19 protein-coding genes are annotated in these 17701 nt (G+C 72.5%); 7 read left to right on the forward strand and 12 right to left on the reverse strand.

The features are described from left to right. Positions 1 to 276 precede the first annotated feature (276 nt). Positions 277 to 1293 (reverse strand): LacI family DNA-binding transcriptional regulator, encoded by a 1017-nt coding sequence (locus ACYVJ0_RS04585; RefSeq protein WP_460816304.1) that lies wholly within the window; start codon positions 1291 to 1293, stop codon positions 277 to 279. A gap of 20 nt (positions 1294 to 1313) precedes the next feature. Continuing rightward, the gene (locus ACYVJ0_RS04590; protein ID WP_460816306.1) at positions 1314 to 2945 is read right to left on the reverse strand and encodes a glycoside hydrolase family 13 protein; all 1632 of its coding nucleotides are present in this window, start codon (positions 2943 to 2945) and stop codon (positions 1314 to 1316) included. A gap of 194 nt (positions 2946 to 3139) precedes the next feature. On the opposite strand from ACYVJ0_RS04590, the gene ACYVJ0_RS04595 reads away from it, so the two are divergent. From ACYVJ0_RS04595 to ACYVJ0_RS04620, 6 genes are all read left to right on the forward strand, one after another. After that, positions 3140 to 4375: a sugar ABC transporter substrate-binding protein gene (locus ACYVJ0_RS04595; protein WP_460816307.1), complete on the forward strand. Its 1236-nt coding sequence runs from the start codon at positions 3140 to 3142 to the stop codon at positions 4373 to 4375. Positions 4376 to 4471: 96 nt separating this feature from the next. Continuing rightward, positions 4472 to 6091, forward strand: a complete 1620-nt coding sequence (locus ACYVJ0_RS04600; RefSeq protein ID WP_460816309.1) for an ABC transporter permease subunit — start codon at positions 4472 to 4474, stop codon at positions 6089 to 6091. Next, on the forward strand, positions 6091 to 6975 hold the full coding sequence (locus ACYVJ0_RS04605; RefSeq protein WP_460816310.1) for a sugar ABC transporter permease: 885 nt from the start codon (positions 6091 to 6093) through the stop codon (positions 6973 to 6975). The genes ACYVJ0_RS04600 and ACYVJ0_RS04605 overlap by 1 nt, the downstream gene beginning before the upstream one ends. A gap of 171 nt (positions 6976 to 7146) precedes the next feature. After that, on the forward strand, positions 7147 to 8868 hold the full coding sequence (locus tag ACYVJ0_RS04610; RefSeq protein WP_460816312.1) for a long-chain-fatty-acid--CoA ligase: 1722 nt from the start codon (positions 7147 to 7149) through the stop codon (positions 8866 to 8868). Between the two features lie 62 nt (positions 8869 to 8930). Further along, positions 8931 to 9932: an alpha/beta hydrolase gene (locus ACYVJ0_RS04615; RefSeq protein ID WP_460816313.1), complete on the forward strand. Its 1002-nt coding sequence runs from the start codon at positions 8931 to 8933 to the stop codon at positions 9930 to 9932. Between the two features lie 9 nt (positions 9933 to 9941). Further along, positions 9942 to 10160, forward strand: a complete 219-nt coding sequence (locus ACYVJ0_RS04620) for a hypothetical protein (protein ID WP_460816315.1) — start codon at positions 9942 to 9944, stop codon at positions 10158 to 10160. A gap of 78 nt (positions 10161 to 10238) precedes the next feature. Here ACYVJ0_RS04620 and ACYVJ0_RS04625 read toward each other — a convergent pair whose 3' ends face one another. The 10 genes from ACYVJ0_RS04625 to ACYVJ0_RS04670 all read right to left on the reverse strand — a co-directional run bounded on the left by ACYVJ0_RS04625 (position 10239) and on the right by ACYVJ0_RS04670 (position 17076). Beyond that, entirely contained in the window at positions 10239 to 11105 is an 867-nt protein-coding gene (locus ACYVJ0_RS04625) for a MurR/RpiR family transcriptional regulator (protein ID WP_460816317.1), read from the reverse strand. Continuing rightward, positions 11083 to 11925 carry a phosphonate ABC transporter, permease protein PhnE gene (gene phnE, locus ACYVJ0_RS04630; protein ID WP_449854112.1) on the reverse strand — a complete coding sequence of 281 codons (843 nt, stop codon included), beginning with the start codon at positions 11923 to 11925 and terminating at the stop codon, positions 11083 to 11085. Before phnE (ACYVJ0_RS04630) ends, ACYVJ0_RS04625 begins: the two co-directional genes overlap by 23 nt. Beyond that, positions 11922 to 12740: a phosphonate ABC transporter, permease protein PhnE gene (gene phnE / locus ACYVJ0_RS04635; protein ID WP_460816319.1), complete on the reverse strand. Its 819-nt coding sequence runs from the start codon at positions 12738 to 12740 to the stop codon at positions 11922 to 11924. Before phnE (ACYVJ0_RS04635) ends, phnE (ACYVJ0_RS04630) begins: the two co-directional genes overlap by 4 nt. After that, a complete protein-coding gene (gene phnC / locus ACYVJ0_RS04640) occupies positions 12737 to 13564 on the reverse strand; it encodes a phosphonate ABC transporter ATP-binding protein (RefSeq protein WP_449854114.1) in 828 nt (275 codons plus the stop codon). The genes phnE (ACYVJ0_RS04635) and phnC overlap by 4 nt, the downstream gene beginning before the upstream one ends. A 24-nt stretch (positions 13565 to 13588) precedes the next feature. Continuing rightward, positions 13589 to 14596, reverse strand: a complete 1008-nt coding sequence (locus ACYVJ0_RS04645) for a PhnD/SsuA/transferrin family substrate-binding protein (RefSeq protein WP_460816321.1) — start codon at positions 14594 to 14596, stop codon at positions 13589 to 13591. Positions 14597 to 14604: 8 nt separating this feature from the next. Then, positions 14605 to 15309 carry an HAD family hydrolase gene (locus ACYVJ0_RS04650; RefSeq protein ID WP_460816323.1) on the reverse strand — a complete coding sequence of 235 codons (705 nt, stop codon included), beginning with the start codon at positions 15307 to 15309 and terminating at the stop codon, positions 14605 to 14607. A 208-nt stretch (positions 15310 to 15517) separates the two neighbouring features. Then, complete coding sequence (locus tag ACYVJ0_RS04655) at positions 15518 to 16123, reverse strand: amino acid deaminase (RefSeq protein WP_460816325.1); 606 nt, start codon at positions 16121 to 16123, stop codon at positions 15518 to 15520. Beyond that, entirely contained in the window at positions 16120 to 16608 is a 489-nt protein-coding gene (locus tag ACYVJ0_RS04660) for a YajQ family cyclic di-GMP-binding protein (RefSeq protein WP_460816327.1), read from the reverse strand. The genes ACYVJ0_RS04655 and ACYVJ0_RS04660 overlap by 4 nt, the downstream gene beginning before the upstream one ends. Positions 16609 to 16630: 22 nt before the next feature. Then, entirely contained in the window at positions 16631 to 16822 is a 192-nt protein-coding gene (locus ACYVJ0_RS04665) for a hypothetical protein (RefSeq protein ID WP_460816329.1), read from the reverse strand. Further along, positions 16819 to 17076, reverse strand: a complete 258-nt coding sequence (locus ACYVJ0_RS04670; protein ID WP_460816330.1) for a hypothetical protein — start codon at positions 17074 to 17076, stop codon at positions 16819 to 16821. Before ACYVJ0_RS04670 ends, ACYVJ0_RS04665 begins: the two co-directional genes overlap by 4 nt. Before the next feature lie 78 nt (positions 17077 to 17154). Here ACYVJ0_RS04670 and ACYVJ0_RS04675 point away from each other — a divergent pair, with 78 nt between their 5' ends. Then, on the forward strand, positions 17155 to 17643 hold the full coding sequence (locus tag ACYVJ0_RS04675; protein ID WP_449854120.1) for an FBP domain-containing protein: 489 nt from the start codon (positions 17155 to 17157) through the stop codon (positions 17641 to 17643). Positions 17644 to 17701 lie beyond the last annotated feature (58 nt).

Here is a 17701-nt window from a genome sequence, read left to right on the forward strand (position 1 = left end):
AGGACGCGAGCACGCGGCGGATGGAGGGCGAACGCGGCGGAATCGCCGGTCCGTTCGCCGCGGCAGTCGCAGAGCGCAGACGGCGCTCGATGAAGGCACGACGAGGCGCCACGGAAACCGGGCGCTGCATCGAGCCTAGCAGTCACCGTCCGGGCGGATGCACAACGAAGGAAAACCAGGGTCTGCGCGGGCGGATGGCCGCCGATCCAGCGAGCGACGCGTCGGATCTCCTTCGTTGTGCAGTGGCGCCGCAGATGTGGATCGGCCCTGCGGCGCTCAGGGGCGGGGCCGGGCGGTCGAGCGGCGCACGTGCAGCTCGAAGGGCAGCGGGGTGTCGGCGGGCGCGGCCGCGCCCTCCCGGGGCTCGAGCTGTGCCATGAGGATGTCGACCGCTCTGGCGCCCTGGGCCCGCGGGAACTGGGCGATGGTCGTCAGCCCGAAGAACTCGCCGAGGTCGTGGTCGTCGATGCCGACGACGGAGACGTCCGCGGGCACATTCAGTCCCAGGTCGCGGGCCGCGAGGATCGCGCCGAAGGCCATCTCGTCCGACGCGGCGAAGATCGCGGTGGGCCGGTCCCGCAGGGGTGCGCCCAGCAGCTGCTTGGCCGCCGCGTAGCCACCCTGCACCGTGAAGTCGGCCTGCGCGATGAGGCGCGGATCGGGATCGATCCCGGCGTCCGCGAGCGCGTGCTGCCAGCCGCGCAGCCGCTTGGCGGGCATGTGGAAGTCGACGTCCGAGGCGCTGTCGCCGCCGATGATCCCGATGCGGCGATGGTCGAGCCCGATGAGGTGCTCGGTCGCGAGCCGGGCGACGGCGACGTCGTCGATCATGAGGGTCGGCACGCCGGGGATGGGGCCGCCGACGCCGACGAGGGGCTTGCCTATGGCGCGCAGGTTGCCAAGCTCGGCGTCGGTGAGCTCGAGCGCGACGGCGATCACGGCGTCGACGCGCTGGCGCAGCAGGAACTGCTCGAACACCATGGCGCGCTCGCCGTCGTGCCCGGCGAGGTTGTAGAGCGTCACGTCGTAGCCGGCGTGCATCAGCCGCTGCTGGGCGCCCTCGAGCACCGAGGAGAAGTACCAGCGGCCGAGGAAGGGCAGCACGATGCCGACGTTGCGGGTGCGGCCGCTCGCCAGGCTCGACGCCGCCTGCGAGACGACGTAGCCCAGCTCGCGCGCCGCCGTGAGCACGCGGGCGCGCGCGGCCTCGGACACGTGCCCGCGGCCCGACAGGGCGCGCGAGACCGTCGCGGTCGAGACGCCCGCGAGCCGCGCGACCTCGGCGATGCTCACGGCGCGCCCCGTCCCGCCGGTCACGCCCGGACGAGCCAGGCGGCGGTGTCGGTCGGGATCTCGCCCTCGACGGGTCCGCTCGCGACGAGCACGCGCAGGCCCTCCGGCAGGGGCACGGGGGCGTCGCCGAGGTTGGCGATCACCGTGACGCCCGCGCAGCGGAACCAGATCGTGTCCTCCGGCGCCTCCTCGACCCAGTCGAACTGCCCGCTGGAGAGCCCCTGCGCGCGCCGCTGCCGCAGCAGCTCCCGGTAGAGGTTGAGCGTCGACGCGGGATCGGGCGACTGGACGTCGCGGGCCAGCCGCTCCCACTCCGGCGGCTGCGGCAGCCACGAGGCGCCGGTCTCGCTGAAGCCGTACGCGGGTGCCTGGGCCTCCCACGGGATCGGCACGCGGCAGCCGTCGCGGCCGTAGCGCTCGCCGTCCGTGCGGAACCAGGTCGGGTCCTGGCGCGCCTCGTCCGGGATCTCCATCGCCTCGGGCAGGCCGAGCTCCTCGCCCTGGTAGAGGTACGCCGAGCCCGGCAGCGCGAGCATCACGGTCGTGGCCGCGCGCCCGCGCCGCAGCGCCGCCTCGGGATCGGGCTTGCCGGGCGTCCTCGGTCCGACGCCGTGCCCCTGCGGGGCGTCGGCGCCGAGGGCCAGCCGCGTGGCGTGCCGCACGACGTCGTGGTTCGACAGCACCCACGTGGTCGGCGCGCCGACGCCGCCGAACGCCGCGAAGGACTGGTCGATGACGTCGCGCAGCTCGGCCGCGTCCCACGGCGCGGTGAGGTACGGGAAGTTGAACGCCTGGTGCATCTCGTCGGGCCGCACCCACAGCGCCGTCTCCTCGGCCGTGGGCATCCACGCCTCGGCGCAGAGCGCGCGGTCGCCGTCGTACTCGGCCAGCAGGCGGTGCCAGTCGCGGTAGATCTCGTGCACGCCCTCCTGCCCCCAGTACGGCACGGGCTCGCGCCCGCCCATGGAGTCGCTGTCCTCCGGCGGCATGTAGTCGGGCAGCTCGTCGTGCTTGACGAGGCCGTGCGCCACGTCCACGCGGAAGCCGTCGACGCCGCGGTCGAGCCAGAAGCGCAGGATGCGGCGGAACTCCTCGCGCACCTCCTCGTTCGCCCAGTCGAAGTCGGGCTGCGACGAGTCGAACAGGTGCAGGTACCACTGGCCGGGCTCGCCGTCGGCCTCGGTCACGCGCGTCCAGGCGGGGCCGCCGAACACCGACTGCCAGTTGTTCGGGGGCAGCTCGCCGTGCTCGCCCTTGCCCTCGCGGAACATGTACCGCGCCCGCTCGCGGCTGCCGGGCGCGGCCGCGAGCGCGGCCTGGAACCACGGGTGCTGATCCGAGGAGTGGTTCGGCACGAGATCGACGATCACCCGGATCCCGCGCTCGTGCGCCGCCGCGAGCATCTCGTCGAAGTCGGCCAGCGTGCCGAAGAGGGGATCGACATCGCAGTAGTCGGCGACGTCGTAGCCGGCGTCCTTCTGCGGGGAGGTCATGAACGGCGAGAGCCAGATCGCGTCGATGCCGAGATCGCTCAGCGCGTCGAGCCGGCCCGTCACGCCCGGCAGATCGCCGATGCCGTCGCCGTTCGCGTCCGCGAAGGAGCGGGGGTAGATCTGGTAGATCACGGCGGTGCGCCACCATTCGGAAGTCATGCGTGCACTCTAGGCGACGTGCGCGGATTCTGGAAGCGCTTGCAGACAAGGTTCCCAGCGCGGCGCGCATCACGGATCCATATCAACCCGGATCCGCGGCGCGCGACCGTTTGCGCATCCGATCGGCGCGTGCCACTCTGTAACCGCTTGCAGAACCCGGCGACGGCGCCGGGGCGAATCAGAAGGGCACACCAATGAAGGCGAACAGCAGGGGCCGCGTCATCGCGGCTTTCGTGGGCGTGGCGACTCTCGGCCTCGCGGGCTGCTCCGGCGGGCAGACGGACGACGCGCCCTCGGACGGCGGCGGCGACGCGGCCTCGACCCTCACGGTCTGGGTCGACGCGGAGCGCGTCGACGCGCTGCAGGACGCGGCCGACGCCTACACGGAGCAGACGGGCGTCGCGGTCGAGCTGGTCGGCAAGGACAACGCCGACATCAAGGACGACTTCATCCAGCAGGTGCCCACGGGCGAGGGGCCCGACATCACGATGGGCGCGCACGACTGGCTCGGCGAGCTGGCGACCAACGGCGTCGTGGCGCCGCTGGAGCTCGGCGACGCCGCGGGCGACTACCTCCCGGTCGCGCTCGAGGCGTCGACCTACGAGGGCACCGTCTACATGCTCCCGTACGCGGTCGAGAACATCGCGATGCTGCGCAACGCCGAGCTGGTGCCCGAGCCGGCCACGAGCTTCGACGACATGATCGCCAAGGGCAAGGCGGCCGGGCTCGAGCAGCCGTTCGTCGTCGAGCAGGGCGCGGAGGGCAACCCGTACCACCTGTACCCGTTCCAGACCGCGTTCGGCGCCCCGGTGTTCGGCACCAACGAGCAGGGCTACGACCCGACCGACCTGCAGCTCGGCAACGCCGGAGGCGAGCAGTTCGCCACGTGGCTCGGCAGCCAGGGCAAGAACGGCACGGGCGTGTTCAACACCGACATCGACGGCGACATCGCCAAGCAGGCCTTCATCGACGGCACCGCGGCCTTCTGGCTCACCGGTCCGTGGAACGTCGGCGCCGCGCTGGACGCCGGCATCGACGTCGAGATCGACACCGTCCCGAGCCCGACCGACCAGACGGCCTCGCCGTTCGCGGGCGTGAAGGGCTTCTTCGTCTCGGCGGAGTCGGACAACAAGGTGGCCGCGAGCGACTTCCTCGTGAACTACCTCGGCACCGAGGACGCGCAGCTGGCGCTGTTCGAGGCCGGCAACATCCTCCCCGCCCTGTCGGCGGCGGCCGAGACGGCCTCGTCCGACCCGATCATCGCCGGCTTCGCCGAGGTGGGTGCCGAGTCGGTGCCGATGCCCGCGATCCCCGCGATGGGTGCCGTGTGGCAGTACTGGGGCATCGCCGAGGCCGAGATCATCAACGGCGCCGACCCCGTCGCCACGTGGCAGAAGCTCGCGTCCGACGTGCAGGCCGCCATCGGCTGATCCGCTGACGCGGCCGGCCGGGGCGGGTGAGATGCAGATTCCCCGCCCCGACCGGTCGCCCCGCGCCCCGGACGCACCCCGAACCGAGCAGGAGCCATGACCGCAACCGACACGCAGACCGCGCCGGCCGCGAGCGACCCCGGCCGCGCGCGCCGCCGCCGGCAGGCCGAGCGCATCGCCGAGCGCGCCGGCGGCGGCACGAGGGCACTCATCCTGAAGCTCCTGCTGCTGGGCATCGTCGACGCGATCGCCGTGTACGCGGTGCTCGTGCTCATCGGCTTCGAGCAGTGGGTCGTCATGGGCGTCGTCGTCGCCGTGGCGCTGCTCGTCAACGGCATCTACCTCTCGCGCCGGGCGCTGCCGGCGAAGTACCTCACGCCCGGGGTCATCTTCCTCGTGCTGTTCCAGGTGTTCGTGCTGCTCTACACCGGGTACGTCGCCTTCACGAACTACGGCACGGGCCACAACGGCAGCAAGGAGCAGGCGGTCGCCTCGCTCATGGCCTCGGCGCTGGATCGCGTGCCCGACTCGCCGACCTACCCCGTCACGGTCGTCGAGCAGGGCGGCGCGCTCGGCCTGCTCGTCACGACGCCCGACGGCGACGCGCTCGTCGGCACCGCGGAGCAGCCGCTCGAGCCGGTCGACGCGGAGTTCGAGGGCTCGAAGGCCGTGGCGGTGCCCGGCTGGACGAGCCTGCAGTTCGCCGAGGTGCTGCAGCGGCAGCAGGAGGTCGCCGACCTCGCGGTCGCGTACTCCGACGATCCGAACGACGGGGCGATCCGCACGCCCGACGGATCCAGCGGCTACCGCTACACCTCGTCGCTCGCGTACGACGAGGCCGCCGGCACCCTTACCGACACGGAGTCCGGCACCGTCTACCGCGACACGGGCGTGGGCGCCTTCACGGCCGAGGACGGCACGCAGCTGATGCCGGGATGGCAGATCACCGTCGGCTTCGACAACTTCATCCGGGCCGTGACCGACGCGCGGCTGGCCGGCCCGCTCGTCTACGTCACGCTGTGGACGTTCGCCTTCGCGCTCATCTCCGTCGCGTCGACGTTCTTCCTGGGCCTGTTCCTCGCGATCGCGTTCAACAACGCGCGCATGCGGGGCCGGCAGGTCTACCGCGTGCTCATGATCCTGCCGTACGCGATCCCGTCGTTCCTGTCGGCGCTCGTGTGGGCCGGCATGATGAACCAGAGCTTCGGCTTCCTGAACGAGGTGATCTTCGGCGGCGCGTCCATTCCGTGGCTCACCGACCCGGTCATGGCGAAGGTGTCGATCCTCATCGTCAACCTCTGGCTGGGCTTCCCCTACATGTTCCTCGTGTGCACGGGCGCGCTGCAGTCGATCCCCGATGAGCTGCAGGAGGCGGCCACGGTCGACGGCGCCCGGCCGTGGGCGGTGTTCCGGCACATCAAGCTGCCGCTGCTGCTCGTGACGGTCGCGCCGCTGCTGATCGCGTCGTTCGCGTTCAACTTCAACAACTTCAACGTCGTCTACATGCTCACCGACGGTGGGCCGCGCGACTCCGCGGCGCCGATCCCCGTCGGGCACACCGACATCCTCATCTCGATGGTCTACAAGGTCGCCTTCACCGGGCAGACGCGCGACTACGGCCTGGCCAGCGCGTACTCGATCATCATCTTCATCGTCGTGGCCGTCATCTCGGTCATCGCATTCCGCCGCACCAAGTCGCTCGAGGAGCTGAACTGATGGCCGTCGCCGAAGCGCCCGTGAAGCGCCGCTCGTTCGGGCGCTGGCTCGCCGACACCGGATGGCGCCACGTCGTCGGCGTCGTGGTCGTGGCGTTCTCGCTGCTGCCGATCGTGTTCGTCGTGTCGAGCTCGCTGAACCCGCAGGGCACGCTCACGGGGTCGAACGCCCTGTTCTCGCGGATCGGGATCGACAGCTACGTGCGCATCCTCACCGATCCGAAGGTGCCGTTCACCGCCTGGTTCGCGAACACGCTGATCATCGCGGGCATCACGGCCATCGCCACGGTGTTCCTCGGCGCGCTCGCCGCGTATGCCTTCTCGCGCATGCGCTTCACGGGGCGCCGGTTCGGGCTCATCACGATCGTCGTCGTGCAGATGTTCCCGCAGCTGCTGGCCGTCGTGGCGATCTTCCTGCTGCTGAGCACGATCGGCGACTGGTTCCCGGCGCTCGGGCTCAACAGCCGCATCGGCCTGATCCTCGTCTACCTCGGCGGCGCGCTCGGCGTGAACACGTACCTCATGTACGGCTTCTTCAACACGGTGCCGCAGTCGATCGACGAGGCGGCGCGGATCGACGGCGCCAGCCACGTGCGCGTCTTCTTCACGATCATCCTGCGCCTCGTGGCGCCGATCCTCGCCGTCGTCGCGCTGCTGTCGTTCATCACGACCGTCAACGAGTTCGTCGTCGCGTCGGTCGTGCTCATCGACACCGAGCAGCAGACCCTGGCCGTGGGCCTGACCAAGCTCGTCTCCAACCCGCGCTACGCGGACTGGAGCGCCTTCTCGGCGGGCGCCGTGATGTCGGCGCTGCCCGTGGTCGCCCTCTTCCTCTTCCTGCAGAAGTACATCGTCGGCGGCCTCACGGCCGGCGCCGTGAAGTGACGCGCTTCCACGGCGCCTTCCCGGCCGATCCGGCGCTCTGCAAGGGGTTGACGCGGCCGCGGTGCCTGACTGAGCCTGGCGGCATCCAGCAGACCGATAGCCGCGGGTGACAGCATGGAGCGCCCGTCGGTTCACGACGAATCGGGCCGGGCGGCCCGGGAAGGGAGCACCGTGGGCGCACCGCATCCGTGGAGCGACAGGCCGTGGACGGCGCAGTACGCGCAGGACGTGCCGGACGGCATCGGCGAGGTGTCCGAATCGCTCGTCGACATGATGGCGCGCAGCGTGCGGCGGTTCCGGCGCAAGCCGGCGCTCGTGTTCTTCGGCGCGACGATCGACTACGGCGAGCTGGGCGAGCGGATCGAGCGGGCGGCGGAGGGGCTGCGGCGCCTGGGCGTGCGCAAGGGCGATCGCGTGGCCCTCGTGCTGCCCAACTGCCCGCAGCACGTCGTGGCGTTCTACGCCGTGCTGCGACTGGGCGCGATCGTCGTGGAGCACAACCCGCTCTACACGCCCCGCGAGCTGCGCCATCAGTTCGAGGATCACGAGGCGCAGGTCGCCGTGGTGTGGGACAAGGCGGCCGACGCCGTCGCCGAGCTGCCCGGCGACGCGCGCCCGCGCACCATCATCTCCGTCGACCTCACCGAGGAGCTGCCGTTCGGGCGCCGCCTGGCGCTGCGGCTGCCCGTGAAGAAGGCGCGCGAGGCGCGGCGGCGGCTCACGGGGCGGCCGAAGGCGCGCGGTCTCGTGCCGTGGCGCCGGATCGTCTCGTCGCGTCGGCTGTCGCGGCGGCACGCGCGCCCCGCGGTGGACGACATCGCGCTGCTGCAGTACACGAGCGGCACCACGGGCGACCCGAAGGGCGTGATCCTGACCCACCGCAACCTGCGCGCGAACGCGATGCAGGGCCGCGCGTGGGTGCCGGGGCTGCGCGAGGGCGAGGAGACCTTCTACGGTGTGCTGCCGCTCTTCCACGCGTACGGGCTCACGCTGTGCCTCACGTTCGCCATGAGCATGGGCGCCAAGCTCGTGCTGTTCCCCACGTTCGACGCGGGCCTCGTGGCCGACGCCGCCAAGGCCGATCCGCCGACGTTCCTGCCCGCGGTGCCGCCGATCTACGACGCCCTCTCGCGCGCGGCCGGGCAGGGCGCGATCGACCTGTCGACGATCCGCTTCGCGATCTCCGGCGCCATGAGCCTGCCGCTGGCCACCGTGCGGCGGTGGGAGGAGGCCACGGGAGGGCTGCTCGTCGAGGGCTACGGCATGACCGAGACCTCGCCCGTGGCGCTCGGCAACCCCATGGGGCCCACGCGCCGCCCCGGCACCGTCGGGGTGCCGTTCCCCGGCACCGACATCCGCGTCGTCTCGCCCGACGATCCGTCGACCGACGTGCCGCCCGGCGAGCGCGGCGAGCTGCTCGTGCGCGGGCCGCAGGTGTTCTCGGGCTACTGGCGGCGCCCCGACGAGACGGCGCAGACGCTGCTGCCGGGCGGTTGGGTGCGCACGGGCGACATCGTCACGGTGGCGGAGGACGGCTTCGTCACGGTGGTCGACCGGATCAAGGAGCTCATCATCACCGGCGGCTACAACGTCGCGCCCCACGAGGTGGAGGAGACGCTCGAGGCGCACCCCGACGTCGAGGCCGCGGCCGTCGTGGGCCTGCGCCGCCCGGACGGCAGCGAGCAGGTGGCCGCCGCGGTCGAGGTGCGGGCGGGGCGGCCCTTCGACGCCGCCGCGCTGCGCGACTACTGCCGCACCCACCTGGCCGACTACAAGGTGCCACGGCGCATCGTGCAGATGGACGAGCTGCCGCGCTCGCTCGTCGGCAAGGTACTGCGGCGCGAGGTGCGCGAGCGCATGGCGGGGGAGGGATCCAAGGCCGCGCGCCCGTAGGCCGCGGGTAGGCCCCGCCCGTGGGTCCCGCGTCGGTCGCCGGCGCGCCCTAAGCTGGCGGCATGGCGGAGGGGTGGCGGCCGGACGTGCTGGGGGCGGGGTTCGAGCAACGCACCCTGCCGCTCGGCACCGACGCCGAGGGCGAGGTCGTCGCCACGCTCGTGCGGCACCTGCCGCGGGGGCTGCGCCGCACCGGGGCGCTGCGCGGCGTCGACGTGCTGTACGTGCACGGCTGGTCGGACTACTTCTTCCAGCGCCGGATCGCGCGATTCTGGGCGGATCGCGGGGCGCGGTTCTTCGCGCTCGACCTGCGCAAGTACGGCCGCAGCCTGCGACCGGGCCAGACGCACGGCTTCGTCGCCGATCTCGCCGCGTACGACGAGGACATCGCCGCGGCGCTCGGCGCGATGGGCGACCGGAGCGGCCGGCGGCTCGTGCTCATGGGGCACTCCACGGGCGGGCTCACGCTGAGCCTGTGGGCCGCGCGGCACCCGGGCGAGGCCGCGGCGCTCGTGCTGAATGCGCCGTGGCTCGAGTTCCAACTCGGCGCGGCCGGGCGCGCCGCGATCTCCGCGGCGATCGACCTCGGCGCCCGGTTCCGGCCGCGCGACGTCGTGCCGCAGGTCGATCTCGGCTTCTACGCGCGGGCGCAGCTCGCGGCCGCCGATCCGGACGATCCGATGGAGCCCGACCCCCTCTGGCGTCCGACGCCCTCGCCGCCGGTGCTCACGGCGTGGCTCGACGCCGTGCTCGCCGGGCACGCGAAGGTCGCGCGCGGCCTGCGCATCGACGCGCCGGTGTGCGTGCTGCTCTCGGCGCGCAGCGTGGCGCCCACCCGGTGGAGTGAGGAGCTCACGCGCGCCGACACCGTGCTCGCCGTCGACGGGGTCGCGCGTGCGGCTCTCAAACTCGGGCCGTCCGTCTCCGTGGAGAGGATCGACGGCGCCCTGCACGATGTATTCCTCTCGCGCCGCGAGGCGCGCGACGAGGCGTACGCGCGGCTGGATCGCTGGGTCGGCGGATACGTGTCAAGGCCCTCGCGGCGGGGGCCGGCGCGCCCGTAGCGTCGGGCCATGACGAACGCCGCAGACGACGCCCCCGACGAGACCAGCGCGGACGAGACCGGCATGACCGAGGACGAGAAGCGGCGGGATCAGTTGCTGGCCGCCCCGGACGCGGTCGAGGAGGACGCCGCGCCCCGCATCGACGTCACGGAGCGCGACGGCGTGACCCGCATCGACGTCCGCGACGACGCCGCGGTCCGGCCCGGCGGCCCCGACGACGACGCGTGATCCGGTTCGCGAGTGCCTTCGTGCGGTGATCCGGCGCGTTGACGACACGAACGCACTCGCGAGGCTGCGTGCGCGAACTCAGGACTCGCGGATCGAGGAGCCCAGCACCTCGAGCGCGGCCGCGCGGGCGTCGCGGCCGCGCTCGCCGCGGCGGGTGAGGAGGGCGTCGACGAGCGCCTCGGTGACGAGCATGAGGGCGGCGCGCGAGGTGTGCAGCAGCTCGTCCTGGAAGGTGTCGTTCACGGCGGGCGCGATGAGGGCGATGTCGGCGAGCTCGGTCACGGCCGACTGGGCGAACGACGTGATCGCGAGCACGCGGCATCCGCTCGCCCGCGCCGCCTCCATGGCGGCCAGCGTCGTGTCGTTCGCCCCCGATCCCGACACGATCAGGCACACGGCATCGGGCCCGAGCTGGCGCGCCGCGATCCGCTGGGCGATGGCGTCCGACAGCTGCTCGGCGGGACGACCCGCGGCGTTGAGCCGCAGGGCGAGGTCGAGCCCGAGCGGCGAGGACAGGCCGTTGGCGACGACGAGCACTCGCGAGGCCTCGTCGAGGGCGCGCACGACGTCCTGCAGGCCTTCCTCCGTGAGCCCCGACAGGCTGTGCCCGAGGCGGGAGGCGAAGCGCTCGGCCGAGGCGCGCAGCCCGCCGAGGATCGTGCCGTCCGCCAGCAGCGACGCGTCGCTCGTGCGCATGGCGAGGTCGCGCGCGGCGGCCACGCGCAGCTGCGGGTAGCCCTCGTAGCCGAGCGCCTGTGCCGTGCGCACCACGGTCGCCCGGCCCACGCCGATGGCCTCGGCGGCCTCCTGCGCGGTGCGCTCCACGGCCGTGCCGAGGTCGTTCGCGATCGCCTCGGCCACCCGGCGCTCGCCGGGGTGCAGCGAGGGCGCGAGCGCCGTGATCCGCGCCGTCAGCGGTGCGTCAGCCGATCCTGTCCACGCCACGAGTCCTCGCCCCTTCCATGATCCGGCGGCGGATGGCGCCGGAGACCGCGTCGATGAGCATCGTCGCGACGATGACCACGATGAGCAGCATGCCCACCGTGCTCCACTCACGGTAGTTGGTGTAGTTCGACAGCATCGACCCGATCCCGCCCGCGCCCACGAGTCCGAGCACGGCCGAGGTGCGGATGTTGATCTCGAAGCGATACAGCGCGAACGACATGAGCGACGGCAGCGCCGCCGGCCACAGCGCCCAGCGCACGACGGCCACGCGCCCGCCGCCCGCGGCGCGCACGGCCTCGGCCGCGCCGTCGCTGAGCGACTCGATCGTCTCGTACACCCACTTGCCCTGCGTGCCGATGCCCGCGATGCCGAGCGCGAGCGCGCCGGTGAAGGGCGTCAGGCCCGTGACGGTGAGCAGGATGAGGGCGATGATCACCTCGGGCACGGCGCGGATGACGGCGAACACCGCGCGCAGGCCGTGCCGCAGCCACGCCGGGCCCACGCCGTCGGCGGCGAACATGCCCAGCGGCACCGAGAGCGCCACGCACAGCAGCGCGCCGAGCCACGCCATCGAGATCGAACGCCACATCTCGAACAGGGCGCGGCCCAGCCGATCCCAGTCCGGGTTCTCGAACATGAGCACCGCGTACTCCCACGACGCGCGCGGCAGGTCGAGCAGGCGGGCCCAGTTGGCGTCGAGCCCCGCGGCCGCGACGAGGAGCACGACGCCGGCCAGCACGGCGGCGATCGTCTCGCGCCGGCGCGACGGGGGCTTCGGCAGCTCGAGGGCCTTCGTGGCCTGCAGCATCGTGGCGGTCATGTGAGCCTCCGGCGGAGCTGGGTGGAGACGAGCTCGATGAGGATGACCACGACGAGGATCTCGAGGATGATCACCGACACGTCGTCGTAGGCGTAGAAGCCGAAGCGCTCGTCGAGCAGGCGGCCGATGCCGCCGGCGCCGACGATGCCGAGGATGGCCGAGATGCGCACGTTGAGCTCGAGCGTGTAGAGCCACTGGTTGGCGAACAGCGGCAGGGTCTGGGGGAGGGCCAGCGCGCGGTTGAGCCGGCCCTGCGTCGCGCCGGCCGCGCGGCCGGCCTCGAGGTACGGGTGCTCGGCGGAGTCGATCGCCTCGGAGACGAGCTTCACGACGATCCCCAGGTCGAACAGGAACAGCGTGAGCAGGCCCGGCAGGGCGCCGACGCCCACGAGCGCGACGAGGATGGTCGCGTACACGAGGTCGGGCACGGCGCGGACGACGTTGATGACGGCGCGCACGATGCGGCGGGTGACGCCGTTCGGGTTCGTCGGACGGGCCGCCCACAGCGTCAGCGGCACCGAGACGAGGGCGGCCGCGGCCGCGCCGACGACGGCCATCTGCAGCGTCTCGAGCATCGGCTGGACGGTGCGGGGCAGGAAGGCGAGGTCGGGCTGCAGCAGCTGCAGCATCTTGTTGGCGCCGTTGCGCCAGTTCTTCGCGATCGCGGCCAGGTCGATCTCCACGCCGCCGATCGCGGGCAGGCACGTGAGCACCGTGAACACCGCGAACGCGGCGATCACGAGCACCGTGCGCGGCCACGTGCGCGGCCGCGGCGGCACCGCGATCGGCGTCGCGGCCGCGTCGGCCGTCGTCACGAGGTCGCCCCGAGGCGATCCTGCGGCTGGATGCGGCGCCCGTAGATCTCCTCGAAGTCGGCGTCGGTGGCATCCGCCGCGGGCCCGTCGTACACGAGCTCGCCGGCGCGCAGGCCGATCATGCGCGTCGTGTAGTCACGGGCCAGGTCCATGAGGTGCAGGTTGACGAGCACCGTGAGGCCGCGCTGCACGCCGATCCGCTCGAGCTCGGCCATGACGGCGTGCGCGGTGGGCGGATCGAGGCTCGCGACGGGCTCGTCGGCGAGCATCACCTGCGGCTCCTGCGACAGCGCGCGGGCGATGGCCACGCGCTGCTTCTGTCCGCCCGAGAGCGACCCGGCGCGCGTCCACACCTTGTCGAGCATGCCGACGGCCTCGAGCGCGCGCAGCGCGATCTCGCGATCCTCGGCCGTGGGGATGCCGAGCAGCGTGCGCAGCGCGCCGGCGCGGGCGAAGCGGCCGACGAGCGTGTTGCGGTACACGTCCACGCGCTCGGCCAGGTTGAAGCCCTGGAAGATCATGCCGACGTGGCCGCGCAGCTCGCGCAGCCGGCGGCCGCCGAGGCCCGAGACCGTGTACGGCCCGACCTGCACCGATCCGCTGGTGACGGGGACGAGGCCGTTGATCGTGCGGATGAGCGTCGACTTGCCCGATCCGGACAGGCCGACGACCGAGACCATCTCGCCCGGGGCGATCGAGAGCGACACGTCGCGCAGGGCGGCCGTGCCGTTCGGGTACGTGACCGACACCTTCTCGAGGTGGATCGGCCAGGAGGCGGAGGCCGGGACGAGCCCGGCCTCCGCGATGTGCGCGTCGGATGTCATGCGCTCAGTGCTCCCGGAGGGGGATCAGCCCTGGAACTGCGCGAGGATCTCGCCGTAGCGGGTGATCTCCTCCTCGGCCGTCTCGGCGGTCCAGTCGCTCAGGCCCACGAGGTCGAACATGACCGTGGCGGCCTCCTCCGACGAGTCGGCGTACTCGTCGAGCAGGGTGGTGAGCTCGTCGACGAGGTCGGCGGGCAGCGTGTTCGAGACGGCGACGCCCCCGTTGGGGATCATCTCGGTGTAGGCGAACGCCACGGCCTTGTCGGCGATGTCGGGCACCTCCTCGGTGACCGTGGTGCGGGCGTCCCAGTAGCCGAAGCCCACCTCGGCGTCGCCGTTGGCGACGGCGAGCACGGCGTTGTTGTTGCCCTCGACGGGGATCTGCTGGATGTCGGCGTCGGTGTCGATGCCGGCGTCGCGCATCGCGACGACCGGGTACTGGTACCCGGCCGGCGACGTGGCGGCCTGCAGGGCGACCTTCGCGCCGGCGATCTTCTCGAACGCCTCGACGCCCACGGGGCCCTGGCCGGTGGCCGACGCGCCGGCCTCCTCCAGGCCGTTGCAGTACGACAGCTCGATGCCGCTCGCGTCGTACGTGGCCATGACCGGCTCGTCGTCGCAGTACTTGTCGGGGTTGTTCGTGTAGGCCACGGCGGCGTACGACGTGGCGCCGAAGCGCACGTCGCGCAGGATCAGCTCGGCGTCGTACTGCTCGATCGCGTTGTAGAGCGAGCCGGCGTCGGTGATGACGACCTGGGCCTGGTCGGCGCCGAGCGCCTCGACGGTGGCGGCGTAGTTGTTGGCGACGACGCCCTCGACCTCGATGCCGAGACCCTCCGAGAGGTAGTCGGTGAGGGGGCCGAGCGCCTCGGCGAGGTCCTCGCCCTCGACGGACGGGACGAGCGACAGCGTGATCGACTCCGGCCACTCGGTGGCGGCTTCGGCGTTGTCGGTGGTGTCGGACGTCGCGCAGCCGGCGAGTCCGAGGGCGAGCGCCGCGACGGCACCCGACGCGATCAGGGTCTTGCGCATGGGGGGGTTCACCTTTCGAGGGGGTGGCCCGTGCCGGGCAGCACGGGGGTCCGCGCGTCGGCCCGGCGGGCCCACGCGAGGATCTGGGGGGCGAGCTCGGCGAGGGTCGCCGCGCGCATGGTCACGTCGGCGGCGGAGCCGGCGGCCGTGGCGCCCACGAGGGCTGTGTCGGCGCCGAGCGCGGCGGCCGGGGCCAGGTCGTTCTCGACGATGTCGCCGATCGAGAGGACCGGTCCGCGCGCCAGCGCCTCCCGGATGATCGGGGCGAGGCCGGCGGGCTTGCCGCTGTCGTAGCGCAGCTCGTCGAAGTGCCGGCGCACGCCCCAGCCCTTCAGCAGCGCTTCCACGCCGAGCTCGGGGGCGTTGGTCGCCAGTATGACGCGCGTCGACGCGGGCAGCGCCTCGAGCAGCTCGGCCAGGCCGGGCGCCATGTCGACGGCGCCGTCGGGCCCGCCGAGCGCGGCGCGGCTGGCGAGGTACGCCTCCTGCATGGCCGCCGCGTCGAGCCCCGCCTCCGCCGCGAGCGTGCCGACGACGTCGTAGCCGTCGCGGAAGCGCGACTCGGTGCCGTCATCGAACGCCGCGATCGTCCGCTCCACGAGTGCGAGGAACTCCGGGCCGACGCGCCGTGCGGCCTCGCGAGCGTACGCGAGCACCGCGCCGTTGCCGACGGCGACGGTGCCGTCGAAGTCGAACACCAGGGTCGCGGTCACCGGCACTCCTTCACGCTCGCGAACAATGCGTCCACGCTATGGCAAGTTCGTGGACGGATTGGTCACGAGGAGATGAACATCCGGTGACCGGTGCGTTCGCGGACCCCTCTTTCCCGCGAGAATCCACGTCCGCGCCGAGAAGTCAGGCGCGCACGGATTCTCGGCGCGGCGATGGATTCTCGCCGGCCGGCGGGCGTGCGGGCAGGGCTCAGCGGGGGAGGGCGGCGTTCCAGCGCAGGCGCGGGGGTTCGGCTGCCGCCTCGCGCGCGAATTCGGCCGCGTCGGCGACCGGGAAGAGCGTGACGAGCCGCAGGCGCTGCCCCTCGTCCACGCCATAGCAGAGCACGCCGGATCCGCCGGAGCCGGCCGTGACGACCGCGCGCGTGGGAACGCCGTCGACGGGCACGTCCATCACCGCGACGGCGTCGGCGGGCGGGTCTTGCAGCAGGGGCAGCGCCGCGGCGGTCACGCGCGCGAGCGGCGTCTCGTCCGGGCTGTCGCCGAGCCGGAACGCCGCCCCGGGCAGCCCGAGCGCGCGGGCGAGCACGCCGTCGTTCCAGCGATCCCGCTTGTAGCCGTAGGGCGTGGGCACGTCGGAGAAGAAGTAGCCGTACACGTGCACGACGCCGGCGTTGCCGATCGGGAACTCCGCCTCGATCCCCGCCGCGTCATGCAGCAGGTCGAACAGCTCGCGCGTGATGACGGGGGCCCCGACGTTCTCGTCGACGACGGTCGAGTGCCCCCACAGCTCGAGCCGCCCGGCGCGCGCGTCCTCGCGCACGCAGCGCAGCGCGGCGTCGAGCCCGTCGGTCACCGGTAGTTCGTGAACTGGAGGTCGAGGTCGAGGTCCTTCGACTTCAGCAGGCGGATGACCTCCTGCAGGTCGTCGCGGCTCTTGCTCGTCACGCGCACCTCGTCGCCCTGGATCTGGCTCTTGACGCCCTTCGGGCCCTCGTCGCGGATGATCTTGCCGATCTTCTTCGCGTTGTCCTGATCGATCCCGTTCTTGAGGCTCGAGACGATCCGGTACTCCCTGCCGCTGGCCTGCGGCTCGCCCGAGTCGAGGCTCTTCAGCGAGATGCCGCGCTTGATGAGCTTCGACTGGAACACGTCGAGCACCGCGAGCGCGCGGTCGTCGCTGTTGGCCTTGATGAGGATCTGCTCACCGCTCCACTCGATCGAGGCGTCGGTGCCGCGGAAGTCGTAGCGCTGCTCGACCTCCTTGCGCGCCTGGTTGAGGGCGTTGTCGGCCTCCTGGCGGTCGACCTTGGAGACGATGTCAAAGGAGCTGTCTGCCATGGCCACAGCCTACCGGTGGGCCTCAAGACGCGTAGACGTTCTCGGAGATCTGGGACGTGCCCTCGGGGCCGGGCGCGCCGTCGGGCACGACCGCGAAATGCCCCGTCTCGCCGTCCGTCTGCAGCCCCGCTCCCTCGTCGCTGCAGACGACGACCCAGGCCCCGTCGTCCCGATGGGAGAGGAGGCAGATGGCGCCGGGATCCTCGCCTCTCATGAGCAGAGCGAGGAGCCCTCGTGCTCGCCGATCGCACGGGCCGAGTCGAGGTCGGCCGACTCGCCCGCATTCACGGGCAGGTCGGGAAGGGCGTCCGCGGCCTCGGGATCGCGCTCGAGCACCGAATACGTCGGGCCGGCCGCCGCGCAGCCGGCGAGGGCGAGCGCCGCGCATGCCGTGGCGAGCGCGAGCAGCGCGCGCCGGCGGGGGCGCATGGCGGCGGGGGCCGCCGAGCGGGCGGGGTCGGGCGTCATGTGCCGAACCTAGCGGCACCGGCGCCCGCGGCGCGAGCGATTCGTAGACTGGCGGGCGACCGGAGGGAGGACGCAGACATGCGACCGATGACCGAGCAGGAGGTGCTCGACTCGCTCGTGAACGCCACGCCCGACGAGCGGAGGGTCGCGGCGCTCCCGCACGACTTCCCGCTTGTGGAGTGGGATCACCTCGACTTCCTCGCCTGGGCCGACCCGCATTCGCGCGGGCGCGGCTACATCGTCGCCGAGATCGACGGCGAGCCGACGGGCGTCGTCGTGCGGCGGGCGAACGGATCGTCGCGGGCGCGCGCGGCGTTCTGCAACATCTGCCGCACGATGCAGCCCGGCAACCAGGTGGCGCTGTTCACTGCGCGCAAGGCGGGGGAGGAGGGCGAGCTGGGCAACAGCGTGGGCACCTACATGTGCGCGGATCTGTCGTGTCACGAGAACGTGCGGCTCGCGCTGCCGCTCGCGCCGAACGAGTACCGCGCGAGCGTCGACATGAAGATCGACGGCACCGCCCGCCGCTCGCGCGAGTTCGTCGCCCGCGTGGCCGAGGCCGCCTGACGCGGCGATTTCGGCGCGACCGCCGCAGCGGGTACTATGGATGTTCGCGCCTCCGGTT

The organism is Microbacterium petrolearium (genome assembly GCF_054782875.1).

Coding starts and splice junctions, on each gene's coding strand:
- ACYVJ0_RS04670 (WP_460816330.1), bottom strand. CDS start 17,076: ATGACGCCCGACCCCGCCCGCTCGGCGGCCCCCGCCGCCATGCGCCCC.
- ACYVJ0_RS04665 (WP_460816329.1), bottom strand. CDS start 16,822: ATGAGAGGCGAGGATCCCGGCGCCATCTGCCTCCTCTCCCATCGGGAC.
- ACYVJ0_RS04595 (WP_460816307.1), top strand. CDS start 3,140: ATGAAGGCGAACAGCAGGGGCCGCGTCATCGCGGCTTTCGTGGGCGTG.
- ACYVJ0_RS04590 (WP_460816306.1), bottom strand. CDS start 2,945: ATGACTTCCGAATGGTGGCGCACCGCCGTGATCTACCAGATCTACCCC.
- phnE (WP_449854112.1), bottom strand. CDS start 11,925: ATGACCGCCACGATGCTGCAGGCCACGAAGGCCCTCGAGCTGCCGAAG.
- ACYVJ0_RS04615 (WP_460816313.1), top strand. CDS start 8,931: ATGGCGGAGGGGTGGCGGCCGGACGTGCTGGGGGCGGGGTTCGAGCAA.
- ACYVJ0_RS04620 (WP_460816315.1), top strand. CDS start 9,942: ATGACGAACGCCGCAGACGACGCCCCCGACGAGACCAGCGCGGACGAG.
- ACYVJ0_RS04675 (WP_449854120.1), top strand. CDS start 17,155: ATGCGACCGATGACCGAGCAGGAGGTGCTCGACTCGCTCGTGAACGCC.
- ACYVJ0_RS04605 (WP_460816310.1), top strand. CDS start 6,091: ATGGCCGTCGCCGAAGCGCCCGTGAAGCGCCGCTCGTTCGGGCGCTGG.
- ACYVJ0_RS04660 (WP_460816327.1), bottom strand. CDS start 16,608: ATGGCAGACAGCTCCTTTGACATCGTCTCCAAGGTCGACCGCCAGGAG.
- ACYVJ0_RS04645 (WP_460816321.1), bottom strand. CDS start 14,596: ATGCGCAAGACCCTGATCGCGTCGGGTGCCGTCGCGGCGCTCGCCCTC.
- phnC (WP_449854114.1), bottom strand. CDS start 13,564: ATGACATCCGACGCGCACATCGCGGAGGCCGGGCTCGTCCCGGCCTCC.
- ACYVJ0_RS04600 (WP_460816309.1), top strand. CDS start 4,472: ATGACCGCAACCGACACGCAGACCGCGCCGGCCGCGAGCGACCCCGGC.